This is a genomic window from Streptomyces sp. NPDC041122, assembly GCF_055592445.1.
Map to the genome: position 1 here is coordinate 215646 of NZ_JBVIYQ010000004.1, position 16770 is coordinate 232415.

At 71.4% G+C, this 16770-nt stretch carries 16 protein-coding genes and 1 pseudogene; 11 read left to right on the top strand and 6 right to left on the bottom strand.

The features are described 5' to 3' along the window. The first annotated feature begins 261 nt into the window (after window positions 1-261). Window positions 262-1254 carry a DUF3048 domain-containing protein gene (locus ACZ6B8_RS17020; RefSeq protein WP_471607689.1) on the top strand — a complete coding sequence of 331 codons (993 nt, stop codon included), beginning with the start codon at window positions 262-264 and terminating at the stop codon, window positions 1252-1254. A gap of 122 nt (window positions 1255-1376) precedes the next feature. Here the strand turns inward: ACZ6B8_RS17020 and ACZ6B8_RS17025 are convergent, their stop codons facing one another. Beyond that, a complete protein-coding gene (locus ACZ6B8_RS17025) occupies window positions 1377-3596 on the bottom strand; it encodes an MMPL family transporter (protein ID WP_471083537.1) in 2220 nt (739 codons plus the stop codon). 669 nt (window positions 3597-4265) lie between these two features. Between ACZ6B8_RS17025 and ACZ6B8_RS17030 the strand changes: the two genes are divergently transcribed. The 3 genes from ACZ6B8_RS17030 to ACZ6B8_RS17040 all read left to right on the top strand — a co-directional run bounded on the left by ACZ6B8_RS17030 (window position 4266) and on the right by ACZ6B8_RS17040 (window position 7854). Further along, a complete protein-coding gene (locus tag ACZ6B8_RS17030) occupies window positions 4266-6368 on the top strand; it encodes a M6 family metalloprotease domain-containing protein (protein ID WP_471607690.1) in 2103 nt (700 codons plus the stop codon). 109 nt (window positions 6369-6477) lie between these two features. Then, window positions 6478-7260 (top strand): arylamine N-acetyltransferase family protein, encoded by a 783-nt coding sequence (locus ACZ6B8_RS17035; protein ID WP_471607691.1) that lies wholly within the window; start codon window positions 6478-6480, stop codon window positions 7258-7260. A 114-nt stretch (window positions 7261-7374) separates the two neighbouring features. Further along, window positions 7375-7854, top strand: coding sequence for a VOC family protein (locus tag ACZ6B8_RS17040; protein WP_471607692.1), 480 nt, complete (start codon window positions 7375-7377; stop codon window positions 7852-7854). Between the two features lie 14 nt (window positions 7855-7868). On the opposite strand, the gene ACZ6B8_RS17045 is transcribed toward ACZ6B8_RS17040, so the two are convergent. Continuing rightward, complete coding sequence (locus ACZ6B8_RS17045) at window positions 7869-8600, bottom strand: class I SAM-dependent methyltransferase (RefSeq protein WP_471607693.1); 732 nt, start codon at window positions 8598-8600, stop codon at window positions 7869-7871. A gap of 152 nt (window positions 8601-8752) precedes the next feature. Here ACZ6B8_RS17045 and ACZ6B8_RS17050 point away from each other — a divergent pair, with 152 nt between their 5' ends. Continuing rightward, window positions 8753-9592: a hypothetical protein gene (locus tag ACZ6B8_RS17050; protein ID WP_471607694.1), complete on the top strand. Its 840-nt coding sequence runs from the start codon at window positions 8753-8755 to the stop codon at window positions 9590-9592. Between the two features lie 123 nt (window positions 9593-9715). Further along, entirely contained in the window at window positions 9716-10561 is an 846-nt protein-coding gene (locus ACZ6B8_RS17055) for a slipin family protein (RefSeq protein WP_471083519.1), read from the top strand. Here ACZ6B8_RS17055 and ACZ6B8_RS17060 read toward each other — a convergent pair. Continuing rightward, the gene (locus ACZ6B8_RS17060; RefSeq protein ID WP_471607695.1) at window positions 10469-10966 is read right to left on the bottom strand and encodes a GNAT family N-acetyltransferase; all 498 of its coding nucleotides are present in this window, start codon (window positions 10964-10966) and stop codon (window positions 10469-10471) included. The genes ACZ6B8_RS17055 and ACZ6B8_RS17060 overlap by 93 nt on opposite strands. Window positions 10967-10975: 9 nt before the next feature. Then, window positions 10976-11509 (bottom strand): ArsR/SmtB family transcription factor, encoded by a 534-nt coding sequence (locus ACZ6B8_RS17065; RefSeq protein WP_471083513.1) that lies wholly within the window; start codon window positions 11507-11509, stop codon window positions 10976-10978. A 58-nt stretch (window positions 11510-11567) separates the two neighbouring features. Here ACZ6B8_RS17065 and ACZ6B8_RS17070 point away from each other — a divergent pair, with 58 nt between their 5' ends. From ACZ6B8_RS17070 to ACZ6B8_RS17080, 3 genes and pseudogenes are all read left to right on the top strand, one after another. After that, entirely contained in the window at window positions 11568-12497 is a 930-nt protein-coding gene (locus ACZ6B8_RS17070; RefSeq protein ID WP_471607696.1) for a S41 family peptidase, read from the top strand. A gap of 29 nt (window positions 12498-12526) precedes the next feature. Next, window positions 12527-12970, top strand: a complete 444-nt coding sequence (locus ACZ6B8_RS17075; protein ID WP_471083507.1) for a DUF3093 domain-containing protein — start codon at window positions 12527-12529, stop codon at window positions 12968-12970. 686 nt (window positions 12971-13656) lie between these two features. Further along, window positions 13657-13764: pseudogene (locus tag ACZ6B8_RS17080) on the top strand (pyridoxal-phosphate dependent enzyme); the annotation flags it as partial. 12 nt (window positions 13765-13776) lie between these two features. Here the strand turns inward: ACZ6B8_RS17080 and ACZ6B8_RS17085 are convergent. Continuing rightward, entirely contained in the window at window positions 13777-14040 is a 264-nt protein-coding gene (locus ACZ6B8_RS17085) for a hypothetical protein (RefSeq protein WP_471083968.1), read from the bottom strand. Window positions 14041-14266: 226 nt separating this feature from the next. Here ACZ6B8_RS17085 and ACZ6B8_RS17090 point away from each other — a divergent pair, with 226 nt between their 5' ends. After that, a complete protein-coding gene (locus ACZ6B8_RS17090) occupies window positions 14267-14707 on the top strand; it encodes a subtilase-type protease inhibitor (RefSeq protein ID WP_471607697.1) in 441 nt (146 codons plus the stop codon). Between the two features lie 207 nt (window positions 14708-14914). Here ACZ6B8_RS17090 and ACZ6B8_RS17095 read toward each other — a convergent pair whose 3' ends face one another. Further along, a complete protein-coding gene (locus ACZ6B8_RS17095) occupies window positions 14915-16129 on the bottom strand; it encodes a CaiB/BaiF CoA transferase family protein (RefSeq protein WP_471607698.1) in 1215 nt (404 codons plus the stop codon). Window positions 16130-16266: 137 nt separating this feature from the next. Between ACZ6B8_RS17095 and ACZ6B8_RS17100 the strand changes: the two genes are divergently transcribed. Next, window positions 16267-16767 (top strand): GNAT family N-acetyltransferase, encoded by a 501-nt coding sequence (locus tag ACZ6B8_RS17100; RefSeq protein WP_471083498.1) that lies wholly within the window; start codon window positions 16267-16269, stop codon window positions 16765-16767. Window positions 16768-16770 lie beyond the last annotated feature (3 nt).

Genomic DNA, 16770 nt, shown 5'->3' on the forward strand with positions numbered 1-16770 from the left:
ACTTGTAAAGAATCCGCAGCACGCGGCCGGAACGGACCAGGACGAAGTCCCAGCCTACCCGCGCCGATCCCGCCCACTCCGCTCGGTCCGGCGCACGCACCGGCCGCGGAGCCACGCGGGGCTGCCCCGGAAAGAGTGACGTCACGCGGGTGGATGGCCCCAGCCGCGATTGAGGCCATGGCCCGGGGAGGTAGGTCTGCGGCTGCCACCAGGGCGGCCACGAGGCGGCCCGACCGGCTTCGCCACGAAGGAGACGCCTCAATGGCAGCGACAAAAGTCCGGGACGCCCGTCGCACCCGGCTCGGTACCCGCGTGCTCGCGCTCGTCGTCACGGCGGCGTTCGCCGCGGGCGCCTCCGCCTACGCGAGCGCCCCCGCTCGTGAGGACTCCCCCGCGCCCCGCAGCCCCTCGCCCTTCACCGGTTTGACGGCACGCCAGGGGCCGGTCGTGGCGGTCAAGTTCGACAACGCCCGGGCGGCCCGCCCACACACGGGTCTCGACCGGGCGGACATCGTCTACGTGGAGAGGGTCGAGGGCGGTATGAGCCGTCTCATGGGCGTCTACTCCAGCAAGGTGCCGCCGGAGATCGGCCCGGTGCGCAGCGCCCGCGAGTCCGACGTCGAGCTGCTGCGCCAGTTCGGCCGGCCGGTCCTCGCCTACTCCGGGGTGCGCACCGCGCTGCAGAAGAAGCTCAGGGACGCGCCGCTGTACGCCCGCCCGCAGGGCCGCTTCCCGGGCGCCTACTTCCGCCGGAGCGGCCGGCCCGCCCCGCACGACCTCTTCCTCCGCCCGCAGGCGCTGCTGCGCTCGGTGCCGCGGACCGACCCGCCGGCCGACATCGGGTTCCGCTTCGGTCCCGCGCCGGCCGGTGGCACGCCCACGGCGGCCCGGACCGTCCGGTACCCCGCCGCCCGTCACTCCTTCCGCTGGTCGCCGGGTCAGCACCGCTGGCTCGTGTCGTTCGACGGCACGCCGGCCCGCAGCACGTCGGGGACGCGGCTCGGCGCGCCCACGATCGTCGTTCAGTACGTGCACATGCGTCCGTCGCGGTTCAAGGACTTCAAGGGCGCGGTGACGCCGTACATCGAGACCGTCGGGAGCGGCCGGGCCCTGGTGCTGCGCGACGGCAGGAGCTACGCGACACGCTGGAACCGTCCCACGGCCACCGCGGGCACCACCTTCACCCGCGCGGGTGGGGCGCCGATGCCGTTCGCTCCGGGCCAGGTGTGGATGGTCTACGCGGATCGCGGGTGACGAGAACCGCGGCTGACGCGCACCGCGGCTTCGACGCCGGGAAACAGGCCGGGCGGGCCGGTCGGAACGGTCCCCGCGGAGGGGTGTTCCGACCGGCCCGCCCGTGTGCGGCCGGTGGTGTCCTACCGGCCGACCGGAGCGAGCTCCCGGTCGGTCTCGGCCTCGGGCGCACCCGTGTCGCCGAGGTTCTTGTGCAGCTGCTCGCCCTCCACGTCCACGTTGGGCAGGAGCCGGTCCAGCCAGCGCGGCAGCCACCAGGCCGACTTGCCGAGCAGGGCGAGGACCGCGGGCACGATCGCCATGCGGACGACGAAGGCGTCGAAGAGGACGGCGATGGCCAGGCCGAAGCCCATCATCTTGATCATGTCGTCGTTCTCCATGATGAAGCCGGAGAAGACGCTGATCATGATGATCGCGGCCGCCGCCACGACCCGTCCGCCGTGGGTGAAGCCGGTCACGACCGACTCGCCGGGGCGCGCCCCGTGGACGTACGCCTCGCGCATCCGGGTCACGAGGAAGACCTCGTAGTCCATCGCCAGGCCGAAGACCACGCCGATCATGAAGATCGGCATCATCGACATGATGGGGCCCGGCTGGTCGACGCCCACGATGTCCGCGAGCCAGCCCCACTGGAAGACCGCGACCACGGCGCCGAGCGCGGCGGCCACCGAGAGCAGGAAGCCGAGCGCCGCCTTGAGCGGGACGAGGACGGAGCGGAAGACCAGCATCAGGAGCAGGAACGCGAGGCCGACGACCAGTCCGAGGTAGGGCAGGAGCGCGTCGTCCAGGGTCTGCGAGAAGTCGATGGTCATCGCGGTCTGGCCGGTGACCAGAACCTCGGAGCCGGTGGCGGTGCCGATGCCGTCGGCGGTCGAGCGGATCGACTTGACCAGTTCCTCGGTCTCGTGGTCGCTCGGCCCGGTCTTCGGGACGACGTTCATGATGGCGGTGTTGCCCGCCTTGTTGGCCTGCGCCGGGCTCACGTTGACGACGCCGTCGATCTTCCCGATGGACTCGCCGACGGTCTTGGCGGCTTCCGCGGCTCCGGAGTCCTTGGTGACGGTGACCATCAGCGGGCCGTTGAAGCCGGCGCCGAAGGACTCCGACAGCATGTCGTAGGCCTTGCGCTGGGTCGTGTCCGGCGCCGAGGTGCCCTCGTCGGGCAGGCCGAGCTCCAGGCTGGTGGCCGGGACGGCCACAGTGCCGAGGCCGATGACGGCGACCAGGAGCACGGCGAGCGGGTGGCGCAGCACGAACCGCGCCCAGCGGGTGCCGAGCCTCGGCTTGGCGTTCGGGTCGGCCAGCTCGCTCGCGGACTTCTTGCGGTCCTTGCGGCGCAGCACCTTGCGGCCCGCGAAGCCGAGCAGCGCGGGGATCATGGTGAGCGCGATCAGGACGGCGATCACGACGGTGCCCGCCGCGGCGAGGCCCATCTTGGTGAGGATCGGGATGTTGACGATCGCGAGGCCCGAGAGGGCGACGACGACGGTGAGTCCGGCGAACACCACGGCGGAGCCCGCAGTTCCGGTGGCCCGTCCTGCGGCTTCCTCCGGTTCGCGGCCCTCGGTTATCTCCGCCCGGTAGCGGGAGACGATGAAGAGCGCGTAGTCGATGCCGACGGCGAGCCCGATCATCATCGCGAGCGTGGAGGTGGTGGCGGAGAGGTCCAGGACGCTGCCGAGCGCCGCGATGCCGGAGACGCCGATGCCGACGCCGATGATCGCGGTCAGCAGCGGCATGCCCGCGGCGACCAGCGAGCCGAAGGTGAGGATCAGGACGACCGCGGAGATGGCGATGCCGATGAGTTCGGCGCTGCCGCCCATCTCCTGTTCGGCCATGACGGCGTCGCCGCCGGTCTCCACCGTGAAGCCCGCCTTGCGGGTGGCGTCGGTGGCGTCCGTCAGCGCGTCACGCGCCTTGTCGGTCAGCTCGGTGGCGGCGACCTTGTAGGTGACCGCGGTGTACGCGGTGGTGCCGTCCTTGCTGACGGTCCGGGCCTTGTAGGGGTCGTCGACGCTCGACACCTGCGGGCCCTTGCCTATCGCCGCGACGAGCTTCTCGACCTCGGCCTTGGGCTTGCCGGAGCTGATCTTCTCGCCCTTCGGGGCGCGGATCACGACGCGCGCGCTCGCTCCGTCGGCGCTGGCGTCGGGAAAGCGCTTCTCGAGCAGGTCGAAGGCCTTCTGCGACTCCGTACCCGGCATCGAGAAGGAGTCTTCGGGCGGGGCGGGAGCTGTCGCGGAGGCGAAGATCGCCCCCGCCAGCGCCACCACCCACAGCAGCGCCACATAGCGGCGCCGCCGGAAGGCGAAGCGACCTAGTTTGTACAGGAACGTAGCCACGGCGAAAGGGACTCCCGTCGGGTTCGGCAGGCGTGGACGACCCTCTGCCGGTGCGATCGGCGCACGTCAGCGGGTCCAGCAGGATCGGTCTCCATCCTCACCGCCGAGAAGCGGGAGCAAGTCCGCCTGCGAGCCGGACTATCGGCCCACGGTCGCTGTACTGCGCCACCCGACGAGTCATCCCCTGGGAGGAGAGCCGATCTCCCTTTCTAGGCCACAGGGTGCAGTCACGTGTCAACGGTTTCTGCATCATTGGCGCGGAACTTTCGGTTCCCCTTGTCCCGGACCGCAGCCACCGCCCATTTACCTGCATCGTTCACGCATCCACACCGACAAGTTCTGGCGCAATGAAGACTCGGTGGCCTGTTTCCGTCGCCCGAGAGATCGCGACCTGTCCGAGAAGACCCCTGTCCGTGACATTTGGGCCGAGCGGCATACAACGGACCGACGATGCCCCCTGCGAGGCGGCGTGCTGCACGTGACCGATTCGTACGCCGGAGCCAGCCGCTTCGTCCCGCGCGGGGACACCGGACGCCACCCAGGAGCGCCACCGAGGCACTCTGTTCCCGTCGCTCCCGGCCGCCTACCGTGAAACAGCAGTTCGCGCACCCTCGCACGGCTTGTCATGCACTTGTCCACTTTGTCCCGGCAAGAGGCACGAGGTGAGCCATGTTCCTCCGTCACAGACGCCCCGACCGCGGGCCCGCCACCCGTCGACGCCGCGCCCCAGTCCACCGCGCCCCGGTCCACCGCGCCACCGTGGTCGCCGCCGCCCTCGCCGCCTTCGCGGCGACCGCCGTCGGCTCCGCCCAGGCCCGGCCCGACGAGCCCGACCTGACCCGGCCCTCCCTGGTCCGCCCCATCGACCCGCAGAACTGGCGCAACCCCGACGACATGACCTGGAGCGAGTACCGCTCCGTGCCCGGCACCGACTGGGCCGACCCCGGCCGCGAACCCACCCGGCGGACCTTCAAGGGCGCGCTGGTGCTCCTCGACTACCCCGACGAGGAGTTCACCCTCAGCAGGCCGCCCGGATCCTCCGTCTTCGGCAACCCGCAGCCCACCGCCTCCGGCGTCCCGCGCGACCGACTGCCCACCTTCTACGAGGACTTCCTCAACAAGCCCGGCGCCCTGAACCGCGGCCACACCATCAACGAGTACTGGATGGAGGACTCCGGCGGCCGCGTCGGCGTCGACCTGAAGGCCTTCGGCGTGTACCGCATGCCGTTCAAGTCCTTCCAGTACGGCGTCGAGCCCGGCATGAACCCCGGCGCCTGCCCGCTCGCGGCCACCTGCGGCAAGGACATCCGCGCCGACGGCAAGGCCGCCTGGATCGCCGAGGTCGGCGAGGAGAAGGCGGCCGAGTACGACTTCGTCTTCTTCCTCACCGCGGGGCAGGACGAGTCCTCCACCTGGCAGGAGTTCGGCCAGATGAAGTTCGGCTCGCAGGATCAGGTGCCGGCCGCGTGGGGCCCGCCCTCGCCCGTCGCCGCCGGCGGCAACTCCGCCGCCACCCGCTATGTGCCGTGGACGTCCTGGCAGGCCGCGGCCAGGATCTGGCCCAACGCCGTCACCGGCTCCTCCACCCAGGCCGAGAGCTCCGGCATGGGGGTGTACGCGCACGAACTCAGCCACATCCTGGGCATCGGCGACAACTACAACAACCCGTACGGCACCCCTCTGAGCCGCTCCTACACCGGGATCTGGAGCATGCTGTCGCGCGGCTCCTTCAACGGCCCCGGCGGGCCGCACACCCGGTGGAAGATCCCCGCCACCGAGGGCGGTTCGATGGGCTCCCAGCACATCCTGCGCGACAAGCTGAAGCTCGGCATCGTGGACGAGAAGAACGTGCTGCGCCTGGACCGTGACGCGCTCAAGGACTCCGGTGTGGTCGTCGCCGAGGTCACCGCGCGCTCCGCGCCGCCGGGCGCCACCGGCCTGTCCGGCGTCAACATCGCCATGTCCCGCGACCTCTCCCCCACCTGCGACCGCGCCACGGACCCGCTGTGCGACGGCGGCGGCTACCAGAACTACACCGTCGAGGTCGTGGACCGCATGGGCATGGACTCCTTCACCCCGGACAACGGAGTGCTGATCACCAAGACGAAGAACGCGGACAGGGCCCCCTTCGCCTGGGTGGTCGACGCGCACCCCGAGGACATCGACATGGTGGACTTCACCCGCCCCGACGGCACTTCGCAGAAGATCACCATGGGCGACTACCGGCAGCTCAGCGACGCGCTGTTCCACGCCGGAACGGACTCCGGCAGCTCCTACGAGTACGTCGACCGCGCCAACCGTCTGCACTTCTACGTCACCGACATCCGGCGCAGCCGCGCCGGCGTGCTGTCGTACACCATCGCGGTCAAGTCCCTCGACGGCGCGGGCCCGCAGCGCCGGGGCGCCGCGCTGGGCCGCGGTGAGGCGACGGGCGACCCCGGCAAGAGCCGCGCCACCTGCACCTTCCCGCTGACCAACACGGGGCGCGCGTCGGCCGGAGCACCGGGCGGCCACCCCGAGGACGCCGCCCGCTACCTCGACTCCGACGTCTACCGGCTCTCCGCCGAGGCATCCGGCCGCGGCTGGTCGGCCTGGCTGCCCAGCAAGCTCGCCACCGCCAGGGCCGGTTCCACGGTCGACGTGGACGTCGCCGTCACCGCGAAATCCTCGGCGCACCGGTACGGCAGGCTCACCCTCACCGCCCGTTCGGTGAGCGACCCGCACAAGACCGCCGAGGCCTCCTGCACGCTCTCCAGGAACGGCCGCCACTGACGACAGGTCTCACCCGCCACGTCCTACCGGAGTCCTACGACCGATGAACGGTGCCGGCGCCGTCCCGGGTCCGTGTCCCGGGACAGCGTCGACCACCACACTGGTGTCCATGGACACCGAACAGCTCGACGCCTACCTGCGGCGCATCGGCGCCGAACGCCCCGCGTCCCCCACCACCGCGGCGCTGTACGACCTGCACGCCGCGCATCTGCGCAGCGTCCCCTTCGAGAACCTCTCGATCCATCTCGGTGAGGACATCGAGCTCACCGACAAGGCTTTGGTGTCCAAGGTCGTGGACGCGCACCGGGGAGGCTTCTGCTATGAGCTCAACGGCGCGTTCGCCGCGCTGCTCACCGCGCTCGGCTTCGACGTCACGCTGTTGCAGGCCCGCGTCTACGACGACGAGGGACGACCCGGCATTCCCTACGACCACCTGGCGCTGCGCGTGCGCACCGCGGACGGCGGCGACCACCTGGCGGACGTCGGCTTCGGCCGCCACACCCGGCTGCCGCTCGACTTCGCCGACCGGGGCGAGCAGGCGGACCCGGAGGGGACGTTCCGCCTCACCGAGACCGCAGAGGGCGATCTGGAGGTCGCCCGCGACGGCACGCGGCAGTACCTGCTCGACCGGCGCCCGCGCGCCCTGGCCGACTTCAAGGCCGGTGCCTGGTACCACCGCACCTCGCCCGACTCCCACTTCACCCGCTCCCTGGTCTGCTCCCTGCTCACCGACGAGGGCCGGGTCACCCTCAGCGGCCGCACGCTGACCACCACCGTCGACGGCGAACGGCACACCGCCGAGCTGGGCTCCCAGGCAGAGGTGCTCGCGGCGTACGAGCGATGCTTCGGCATCGTGCTCGACCGCGAACCGCAGGTGCGCGACCCCCGCTGACCGGGGCGGCACAGACGGCCCGCCGTGTGGCGATGAGTTCCGGGCGGTGCGACGGTCCATCTAGGCAAGACATGCGGGCGGACAGGACCGCCGCGTCAGTGACAGGAGAGCACCATGCCCAGGATCACGCCCAACCTCTGGTTCGACCTCCAGAGCGAGGAAGCCGCGAGGTTCTACGTCTCGGTCTTCCCGAACTCCGAGATCAAGAACGTCTCGTACTACGGAGAGGGCGCCCCGCGTCCGGCCGGTACCGTTCTGACGGTGGATTTCGAGCTCGACGGCCAGCCTTACACGGCGATCAACGGCGGCCCCGACTTCACCTTCACCGAGGCCGTCTCGTTCCAGATCGACTGCGCGGACCAGGCGGAGGTCGACCACTACTGGACGAAGCTCTCCGAGGGCGGCGAAGAGGGCCCCTGCGGGTGGCTCAAGGACAAGTACGGCCTGTCCTGGCAGGTCGTACCCGTCGTGCTCGGCGAGCTCATCACCGACCCGGACCCCGAGCGGTCCCAGCGCGCGATGCAGGCGATGCTCGGCATGAAGAAGCTGGACGTCGCCGCGCTGCAGGCGGCGGCCGACGGCAAGGCGCCCTGAGCCGGACCCGGCGCCTATGCCTTCCGGGCCACCACCAGCCGCCAGCGGGGACTGCCGTCGGCGCGCCGCCCGAACTCCTCCAGGGGGGACAGCCGCACGTCGAAGCCGGCCGCTGCGAGATCCTCGCGCACCCCGCCGAGCGGAAACGTCCGGTAGTACATGACGAACCTCGGACGCCACAGCAGGTTGCGCACCCGCATCGCGCCGTCGAAGCCGTGCAGCGCCCAGTACCAGGGTGAGGCGAAGGACTGCGGGGCGCCGACCGGGAACGCGAAGACGCCGCCGGGGCGCAGCGCCCGGTGGACGCCCGCGAACAGGCCGGGCCGCTCGGCGGGCAGGAAGTGACCGAACGCCCCGAAGCTGACGGCCAGGTCGTAGCCGCCGCGAAAGGGCAGGGCCCGCGCGTCGGCGCGCACCCAGTCGACGGCGGGGCCGTCGGTCCCCGGCTCGGGCAGCGACCGTGCCGCGGCGGCGAGCATCCCCTCGCTGAAGTCCACTCCGGTCACCCGCTCCCGGCACAGCGGCAGCAGCGTCCCGACCCCGGCGCCGGTGCCGCAGCACACGTCGAGGCCCGCGTCGAAGGGGCCGAGGGGGCGCAGGGCGTCGGCTGTGGCGGTCAGGAACCGGCCAGGCGTACGAAAGGGGGTGTGGTCGAACTTCGGGGCGAGCAGGTCGTACCCGTGCTCGGTGGACGAGAGCGCCTGAACGGCCAGCTCACGCAGCGTGGGACCCTGGGAGGAGAACATCGGCTCCAGGGTAGTCAGGGCGAGGGCCGCGCGGGTCCCCGCCGGGGCGGTGCCGTGGCCGGATAGCGCCAGGAGGTCTATCGGGGGCTGGGACGGGTCGGGTAGAGGTGCACGTCTGCCCCAGACCCGTTCCTCTCTCCCGGAGGTGCCCCATGGCCACAGAGCGGCACAGGACGACGACCGCATCGGGCAAGACGCGGTTCGACGACATCTACGACCGGCCGGACCCGCGCGCCTACTTCCGCACCCTGGCGCCCTACGAGTACGAAATCCCGCAGCACGCCCAGGCGGTGTTCCGCCGCACGCGCGACCTGCGGGCCCGGCAGGCCGCCGACGGCCCGGTGACGGTCCTGGACGTGTGCTGCTCGTACGGCATCAACGCGGCACTGCTCAATCACGACCTCACCCTCGCCGATCTGTACGCGCACTACACCTCCGAGGAGGCCGCCGCGCTCACGCCGCACGAACTCGTCGAGCGCGACAAGGAGTTCTACGCCTCGCGGCGGCGCCCCGACGCCACGCCGGTGATCGGTCTCGACATGGCGGCGAACGCCACGCGCTACGCGCTGGACGCGGGTCTGCTCGACGAGGCGTATGCCGAGAACCTGGAGCGGCATCCGCCCAGCGAAGGGCTGCGGCGTGCGGTCGCCCGCACCGGTCTGATCACGGTCACGGGCGGTATCGGCTACATCTCGGAGCGTACCTTCGACGCCCTGCTCGGCTGTGCGCGGCAGCCGCTCTGGGTGAGCGCGTTCGTCCTGCGGACCGTGCCGTACCGGCGCATCGCCGACACCCTCGCCGCGCACGGCCTCACCACCGTGACGGACACCTCGCGGACGTACGCGCAGCGGCTCTTCACCAGCCCCGAGGAGCGCCGCGAGGCCGTGCGCCAGGTGATCCTCGCCGGTGAGGATCCCACGGGGTACGAGGCGGAGGGCCGCTATCACACGCGGCTGCACGAGTCGCGGCCGCGCACGGACCGACGGTCCTGATCGAGACCCCGTACATGTCCTCCGGATCCGGTCGGAAAGCTCTTCGGGCAGCCCCTCGACCGGGGGACATATACGGGCATATCGTTGAGGCAGTGGTGGGCTCGGACGGCAGGGGGTCGTGCCATGGTCCAGGAACTGCTGACGGCAGGCGCGGCGGTCGCTTCGGGCTGCGTGGTCTACGCGGTGGCGGCGGCCCGCGTGATCAAGCAGTACGAGCGCGGTGTGGTCTTCCGCCTCGGCCGGCTCTCCGGCTCGGTGCGCGGCCCCGGGTTCACCATGGTGGTTCCCGGCATCGACCGGCTCCGCAAGGTGAACATGCAGATCGTGACGATGCCGGTGCCCGCGCAGGACGGCATCACCCGCGACAACGTCACGGTCCGGGTGGACGCCGTCATCTACTTCAAGGTGGTCGACGCCTCCAGCGCGGTCGTGGAGGTGGAGGACTACCGGTTCGCGGTCTCGCAGATGGCGCAGACCTCGCTGCGCTCCATCATCGGCAAGAGCGACCTGGACGACCTGCTCTCCAACCGCGAAAAGCTCAACCAGGGACTGGAGTTGATGATCGACTCCCCGGCCATCGGCTGGGGCGTACAGATCGACCGCGTCGAGATCAAGGACGTCTCGCTGCCCGAGACGATGAAGCGCTCCATGGCCCGCCAGGCCGAGGCCGACCGCGAACGCCGCGCCCGCGTCATCAACGCCGACGCCGAACTCCAGGCCTCCAAGAAACTCGCCGAGGCCGCCCACGAGATGGCCGAGGAGCCCGCCGCCCTCCAACTGCGGCTCCTGCAGACCGTGGTGGCCGTCGCCGCCGAGAAGAACTCCACCCTCGTCCTGCCCTTCCCCGTCGAACTCCTCCGCTTCCTGGAACGGGCGTCAGAGCGTCAGGGCGTAACCGGTCCCCGGGACCCCGTCCAGCCGGACGTCGCCGACCGGCACGAAGCCGGTACGCAGGAGCACGGCCCGTGAGCCCGGATTGTCGTGCGTCGTGGCGGCGCGCAGCCGCGTCAGGCCGTACCCGGTGACGGCGAGGTCGCAGACCTGCCGGACCGCCCGGGTGGCGAGGCCCCGGCCCGCCGCCTTCTCCGCGATCCGGTAGCCGAGCTCGGCGGCGCCGTCCGCGACGTCGACGAGGTTGACCCGTCCGAGTATCTCGTCGGCCTCTGCCACCAGCACGTGGAAGTAGCAGGCGCCTTCGGCCTGTTCGGCGAGGAGGGCGCGGTGCCGGGCGTCGAAGTCCCGGAAGTAGGCGTCCCCCCGGTCGGGGACCGACGCGGCGAAGTAGGCGCGGTTCGCCTGCTCGAAGGCGAGCAGCGCGGGGGCGTGGTCGGGGCGGAGGAGCTGGAGCCCGGGCGTGGTCGTGAGTGCGGACATGGGAGCACCTTACGCAGACGTGTCCGCCGCACCCGCCGTGTGTTCGTACAGCGCCACCAGCACACCGTGCACCGGCTGTTCGTCCCCGTCCTCCTCCGCCTCGTCGACCAGCGCGGCCAGCGTCTCGGCGAGGCGGCGCGCCTTTTCGGGGCTCAGGCGCAGGTGGCGCAGGGACAGGGTGGGCTGCTCCGACCGTGCCAGTTCCTGCGCCACGGCGCCGAGCATCGCGGCGGTCCCCTCGGCCCGTGGCGCCGCGACGGCCATACGCCGGGCCACCCGCTGGTAGTACTGCTCGGTGCCGCCCCTGACCTTGCGGGTCTCGGCGACGTGGATCAGTCCGGCGGTGCGCAGGACCTTCAGATGATGGGAGACGTTTCCCTTGCCGGTGTCCAGGCGCGCCGCCAACTGGCTGATGGTGGCGGGCCGATGGGCCAGCGAGAAGAGCAGGCGCTGCCGCAGGGGGTGGGCCAGGGCGGCGTGCTGCTCGGGTGACTCGATCTCGATGACCGGGTCCGGTGGGGACTCCTGTCGGTGCTCGGGCATGGACCAAGTGTCCAATCTTCTTGACGCTTTGGGAAGAGGGCTGCTCTACTCCTCTGCCATGACCACCGCCACGCACCACCTCAGAACCGCCGACATCGTCGACGAGACCGCCCAACTCCTGCTGGACCACTACGTTTTCCCCGAGACCGCCGCCCAACTGGCAGCCCTATTGCGGCGCCGGCTGACCGAGGGCGCGTACGACGTCCAGGAACCCGCCGAGCTCGCTCGCCTCGTCACCACGGATCTCCAGTCGCTCAACGGCGACCCGCACCTGCGGCTCAAGCACCACGACGGACCCGTGCCGACGGACCAGGGTGCCGCGACGCTGGCCATGATGCGCGCGAAGATGGACACGTCGCTGGGTGGCGTGCCCCGGACGGAGTTGCTGGACGGGAACGTCGCGCTCCTCGAACTGACCCCGGCGCTCTTCCCTCTGGACTGGTGCGCCGAGACACTGACCGCCGCGCTCACGCTGGTCGCCCCGGCCGACGCGCTCATCGTCGATCTGCGGGCCAACGCCGGCGGGGACCCGGACACCGTCGCGTTCGTCTGCGGGCATCTGCTCGACGAACGCACGCATCTCAACACCATGTACTGGCGCGACGGCGACCGCCTCGAGCAGTCCTGGAGCCCCGCGCACGTGCCGGGCCGGCGCTTCGGCGGCAGCAAACCGCTCTACATACTGACCAGCGCCCGCACCTTCTCGGCCGCCGAGGAACTCTCCTACGACCTGCAACAGTTGGGGCGCGCCGTCATCGTCGGGGAGACGACACGCGGCGGAGCCCACCCTTGTGAGGGGTGGACGGTCCACCCCCACCTGGAGACGACCATCCCGGTGGGCAAGGCGGTCAACCCGGTGTCCGGCACCAACTGGGAGGGCACGGGCGTCCGCCCCGACGTGCCCTGCGACGCCGCGGAGGCACTCGACCGGGCCCATGCGCTGGCGCGGACACGGACCGCGTCCCCACACGAACCCCCCGCTCTGTAGAGGCCTCGCGAGCCTGCCAATATGCGGTCATGCACATCTACGAAGAGCGGCTGAGCGTGCCCCGCTCCTGGTGGGGCCTCGTGGCGCTGGGCGGGCTCGGCCTCGGAGTGGGGGCGATGCCCTTCGGGCTCCTCGCCGCGGTGACCGTGGCGGTGACCGGGATCGCGGTGTCCGCCGCGCTGGTGCACATGCACGGCCGTGTGCGCATTCTCGTCACACCGGGCCATCTCGTCGTCGGCAAACGCACCATCCCCATCGAGGCACTCGGCGTGACGGAGATCCTCGACGAGCGGGAGGCCTTCGAGTGGCGCACCGTCCGGGCGAACCCGTACGCGCTGCTGCTCCTGCGCTCCTACGTCCCCACCGCGCTGCGCATCGAGTTGCGCGACGCCTGGGGAGGCGCGCCGTATGTCTATGTGTCGACACGGCAGCCCATGAATCTCGCGGCGGTCCTGGCGTTCACCAGGGGCTGACCGGCGGCGGCAAGCTGCGAGAAGGCCCTCTCGGTCACCGCACTGGACCGGAGCGGGACCGCGCCGCACGCTGGTCCCGTGATCGATCGTGTGACTGACTCCGCGGCCGGATTCCCCTCCCCTCCCCCCTCGTACGCGCGGCCCGCAGCCCGCTCCTGGAAGTGCGCCCGGCCTTCGGCGGACGCCCGTGACTTCCACGCGTCGCCTGTGTCTGGTGACCGCCACCGACGGCAATCACGGCCGGGGCGGTGGCCGCCATCGAGGGCGAGGGCGCAGAGGTCGCCGCCGCGGAAGGGTCGTACGACGCGGCGGTCCGGGCGGCGCGGGAGGCCGCCGCGCCGTCCGACGCGATCCTCGTCCAGGACATGGCGTGGGAGGGGTACGCGGGGTCCCGGCGCAGAGCGTCGAGGGGTACGCGACCCTGTTCGCCGAGGTCGACGCGCAACTGCGCGCCGCGAGCGTGCACTCACCCTCCCTGGTCGCCGTCCCGGTGGGCGTCGGGTCGCTGGCCAGGCCGCCGTCACGCACTATCGCGGCGTGCGAGCGACGGATCCCGACCCCGAGAGCGGACCTCCCGCCCTGCTGTCGGTGGAACCGGTGGGCGCCGCCTGCGTCCTGGAGAGGCTGCGCGCCGGCCGCTGACTCACGAGCGCGCCGACGGGCGTCACGTCCATGGCCGGACTCAACTGCGGACCCCCTCCGCCCTGGCCTGGCCCGTGCTGCGCGACGGCTTGGACACGGCGGTTGCCGTCTCCGACGCCGACACCGCGAGGGCGGCACGGGACCTCGCGGAGCTGGGGGTTTCGTCAAGGCCGTGCGGCGCGGCCGCGCTCGCGGGTGTCCGAGCGGCGCTCACCGGCCCGTGCGCGGCCCGGCACCGCGCCGAGCTGGACCTCGGGCCCGCGACCACCCTCGTACTCATCAGCACCGAGGGTGCGACCACCGATCAGCCGCATCTGCCAGACCGTCAGGAAGGTCCGAAGCAGCCGCAAAACGGACAGTGACGGATGATTCAGCGGCGATTTCCAGTCGATACAGATCGTCGAAGCTAAAACCAATTTTGCGTTCACGCAGCTCAGTGGATGGTTCTTGGTTATACCAATGGCGGTTGTCCACATACTGGACGGAGGCCGGGGGGCCGGTCCCACCGCTCGTGAGCTGCCCGAACGCTCGTACGGACACCGCTCACCGGACCGGCGCATCCGGAAATCGACCATCCGTATGGCATTCACTCTCCGCACCGGCAAGACTCCTCAGCGCAGTCACCAACCGAACTCGATCGAAGGAGAGTCCACCATGCGTCGCACCCTCAAGGCCGTGGGAGCAGCCGCCGCGGCGGCCACCTGCGTCCTCGCCGCGACAGCAGGCACCGCGCACGCCGAGGCCACGCAGACGAAGAGCCTCTACGCGCCGTCCGTCCTGGTGCTCACGGTCGGCCAGGGCGAGGACGCCGACTCCGTCACGGTCGAACGCGCCGTGACCCTCACCTGCGCGCCGCGCCCGGTCGGCACCCACCCCGCGGCGGGGGCCGCCTGCGCCGAACTCAACAAGGTCGGCGGCCAGTTCGCCCAGCTGGTCGGCGGCACGTCCGACGTCATGTGTACCAAGGAGTGGCGACCGGTCACCGTGACCGTCGCCGGCGTATGGAACGGCAAGCACGTCAACTGGTCCAAGACCTTCGGGAATCGGTGTGAGATGAAGGCTGGTCTCGGGGAGGGTGCCGCACTCACCTTCTGAGCGGACCAAGCCCTGAACCACACTCAGGGGAAGTCCCGGTGACCTTTCGTGGGGGAAGGCGGCCGGGACGCGGGGCGGCCCCCGGTGTCGGGCGACACCGGGGGCCGTAGTGTGCTCGCCGGAGCGTCTGTGCCTGACGACGTGCGGGAAGAGCTGCACGTCAGGGGGTCGACACGGACTGACTGCGGCGTCACCGGATCGGCTCCGTCAGACGTCGTCGCGATCCTCTGCGGCAGCCCGCACCACCCCACGTCCGACCGCCTCGTCGACCGCCGCCGCGTCGAGGCCGCCGGAGGCCAGCACCTCGCGCGTGTCCGCGCCCGCACCCCGCACCTCGGGGCGTACACGGGCCGGCGTGCGGGACAGGGAGACCGGCGACGCGAGCCCGCGGTAGCCGCCCTCCTCCACGACCAGTCCCCGGTGGCGCACCTGCGGTGCGGTCAGCGCCTCGGCGACGTCGTGCACCGGCGAGGCGGGGACGCCCCGGGCCGTGAGCTGCGCGGTGAGCTCCGCGCGGGGCCGGGCGCCGATCACCTTCTCCAAGAGCGCGCGCAGCTCATGGCGGTGGCGCACGCGGTCCGGATTGGTACGAAAGCGCGGGTCCGCGGCCAGCTCCGGGACCGCGAGGACGTCCGTGAGCGCGGCGAACTGCCGGTCGTTGCCGACCGCTACGAAGAGCGGTCCGTCGGAGGCGGCGAACGAGTCGTAGGGGGCGATGCTGGGGTGCGCGGAGCCGGTGCGCCGCGGGACCGTGCCGTCGGCGAGCCACGACGCGGAGTGCGGATGGAGCAGGCTGATCGCGGTGTCCAGGAGGGTGCAGTCGACGAGTTGACCGAGGCCGGAGCGCCGGCGTTCGTACAGGGCGAGCAGGATGCCGGAGAAGGCGAAGATGCCGGTGACCTGGTCGACGACCGGGACGCCGACCCGCAGCGGCTCCCCGTCCGCTTCGCCGTTCACGCTCATCAGTCCGCCGTACGCCTGGAGCACCGCGTCGTAGCCCGGCTGTCCGCCGAGCGGCCCGTCCGTGCCGAAGCCGGTGACGCGGCAGTGGACGAGGGCGGGGAAGCGGCGCCGCAACTCCTCGTCGGCGTAACCCCACTTGGCGAGGGTCCCGGCTTTGAAGTTCTCGACGAGCACGTCGGTCTCGCACAGCAGCGTGTCGAGGATGTCCCGCCCCTGTGGCACCGAGAGGTCCACGACGATGTTCTTCTTGCCCCGGTTGAGGTTCTGGTAGTACGCGGAGGTGTCCGGCGAGACGAACGGCGGACCCCAGCCCCGCGTCTCGTCACCGGCCGGCGGCTCCACCTTGATGACGTCGGCGCCGTGGTCGGCGAGGAGTTGTGCGCAGTAGGGCCCGGCGAGAACCCGGGACAGGTCGAGCACCCTGAGCCCGGTGAGGGCGCCGGCAGGCGGATGTGTCATCAGTACGACCTCGGCAGACCCAGCACGGAGCGGCGACGGAGTTGCGGATCGACTGAGGCTAAGAGCCGCATGATCAGCCGGTCAAGAGCCCCCGGGCCCCGTCGGCGCCGAGGCCGGCCGCGGGGCATGATGCGTCCATGATCCCCACCGAGACGCACACCGCCCGGCTCGACCTCGTCCCGCTGCGCGTCGAGCACGCGGATGAGATGTCCGTCGTCCTCGGCGATCCGGAGCTGCACGCCTTCATCGGCGGCGCCCCCGACGACGCCGAGGCGCTGCGCGCCCGCTACCGCCGGATGCTCGCCGGCTCCCCGGACCCCGGTGTGTCCTGGTGCAACTGGGTACTGCGGCTGCGCGAGGAGGGCCGGCCGTGCCTGGTCGGGACGGTCCAGGCGACCGTCGGCGCGGACGGGGCCGCGGAGATCGCCTGGGTCGTCGGGACGCCGTGGCAGGGCCGCGGTCTCGCGTCGGAGGCGGCCCGTGGACTGGTGGCCTGGCTGGCGGCGCGGGGCGTGCACACGGTCGTCGCACACGTCCACCCCGGCCACGGTGCTTCCGCCGCCGTCGCGCGGGCAGCGGGTCTCGCCGCCACCGATGTGGTCCAGGACGGCGAGATCCGCTGGGAGTCGATCCTCTGAGGA

What these genes read in the sequence shown, in the direction of transcription:
- ACZ6B8_RS17045 (WP_471607693.1), bottom strand. Translation starts at nt 8,600, where the DNA reads ATGTTCTCCTCCCAGGGTCCCACGCTGCGTGAGCTGGCCGTTCAGGCG.
- ACZ6B8_RS17020 (WP_471607689.1), top strand. Translation starts at nt 262, where the DNA reads ATGGCAGCGACAAAAGTCCGGGACGCCCGTCGCACCCGGCTCGGTACC.
- ACZ6B8_RS17075 (WP_471083507.1), top strand. Translation starts at nt 12,527, where the DNA reads ATGCACATCTACGAAGAGCGGCTGAGCGTGCCCCGCTCCTGGTGGGGC.
- ACZ6B8_RS17030 (WP_471607690.1), top strand. Translation starts at nt 4,266, where the DNA reads ATGTTCCTCCGTCACAGACGCCCCGACCGCGGGCCCGCCACCCGTCGA.
- ACZ6B8_RS17065 (WP_471083513.1), bottom strand. Translation starts at nt 11,509, where the DNA reads ATGCCCGAGCACCGACAGGAGTCCCCACCGGACCCGGTCATCGAGATC.
- ACZ6B8_RS17070 (WP_471607696.1), top strand. Translation starts at nt 11,568, where the DNA reads ATGACCACCGCCACGCACCACCTCAGAACCGCCGACATCGTCGACGAG.
- ACZ6B8_RS17060 (WP_471607695.1), bottom strand. Translation starts at nt 10,966, where the DNA reads ATGTCCGCACTCACGACCACGCCCGGGCTCCAGCTCCTCCGCCCCGAC.
- ACZ6B8_RS17055 (WP_471083519.1), top strand. Translation starts at nt 9,716, where the DNA reads ATGGTCCAGGAACTGCTGACGGCAGGCGCGGCGGTCGCTTCGGGCTGC.
- ACZ6B8_RS17035 (WP_471607691.1), top strand. Translation starts at nt 6,478, where the DNA reads ATGGACACCGAACAGCTCGACGCCTACCTGCGGCGCATCGGCGCCGAA.
- ACZ6B8_RS17050 (WP_471607694.1), top strand. Translation starts at nt 8,753, where the DNA reads ATGGCCACAGAGCGGCACAGGACGACGACCGCATCGGGCAAGACGCGG.
- ACZ6B8_RS17040 (WP_471607692.1), top strand. Translation starts at nt 7,375, where the DNA reads ATGCCCAGGATCACGCCCAACCTCTGGTTCGACCTCCAGAGCGAGGAA.
- ACZ6B8_RS17090 (WP_471607697.1), top strand. Translation starts at nt 14,267, where the DNA reads ATGCGTCGCACCCTCAAGGCCGTGGGAGCAGCCGCCGCGGCGGCCACC.
- ACZ6B8_RS17100 (WP_471083498.1), top strand. Translation starts at nt 16,267, where the DNA reads ATGATCCCCACCGAGACGCACACCGCCCGGCTCGACCTCGTCCCGCTG.
- ACZ6B8_RS17095 (WP_471607698.1), bottom strand. Translation starts at nt 16,129, where the DNA reads ATGACACATCCGCCTGCCGGCGCCCTCACCGGGCTCAGGGTGCTCGAC.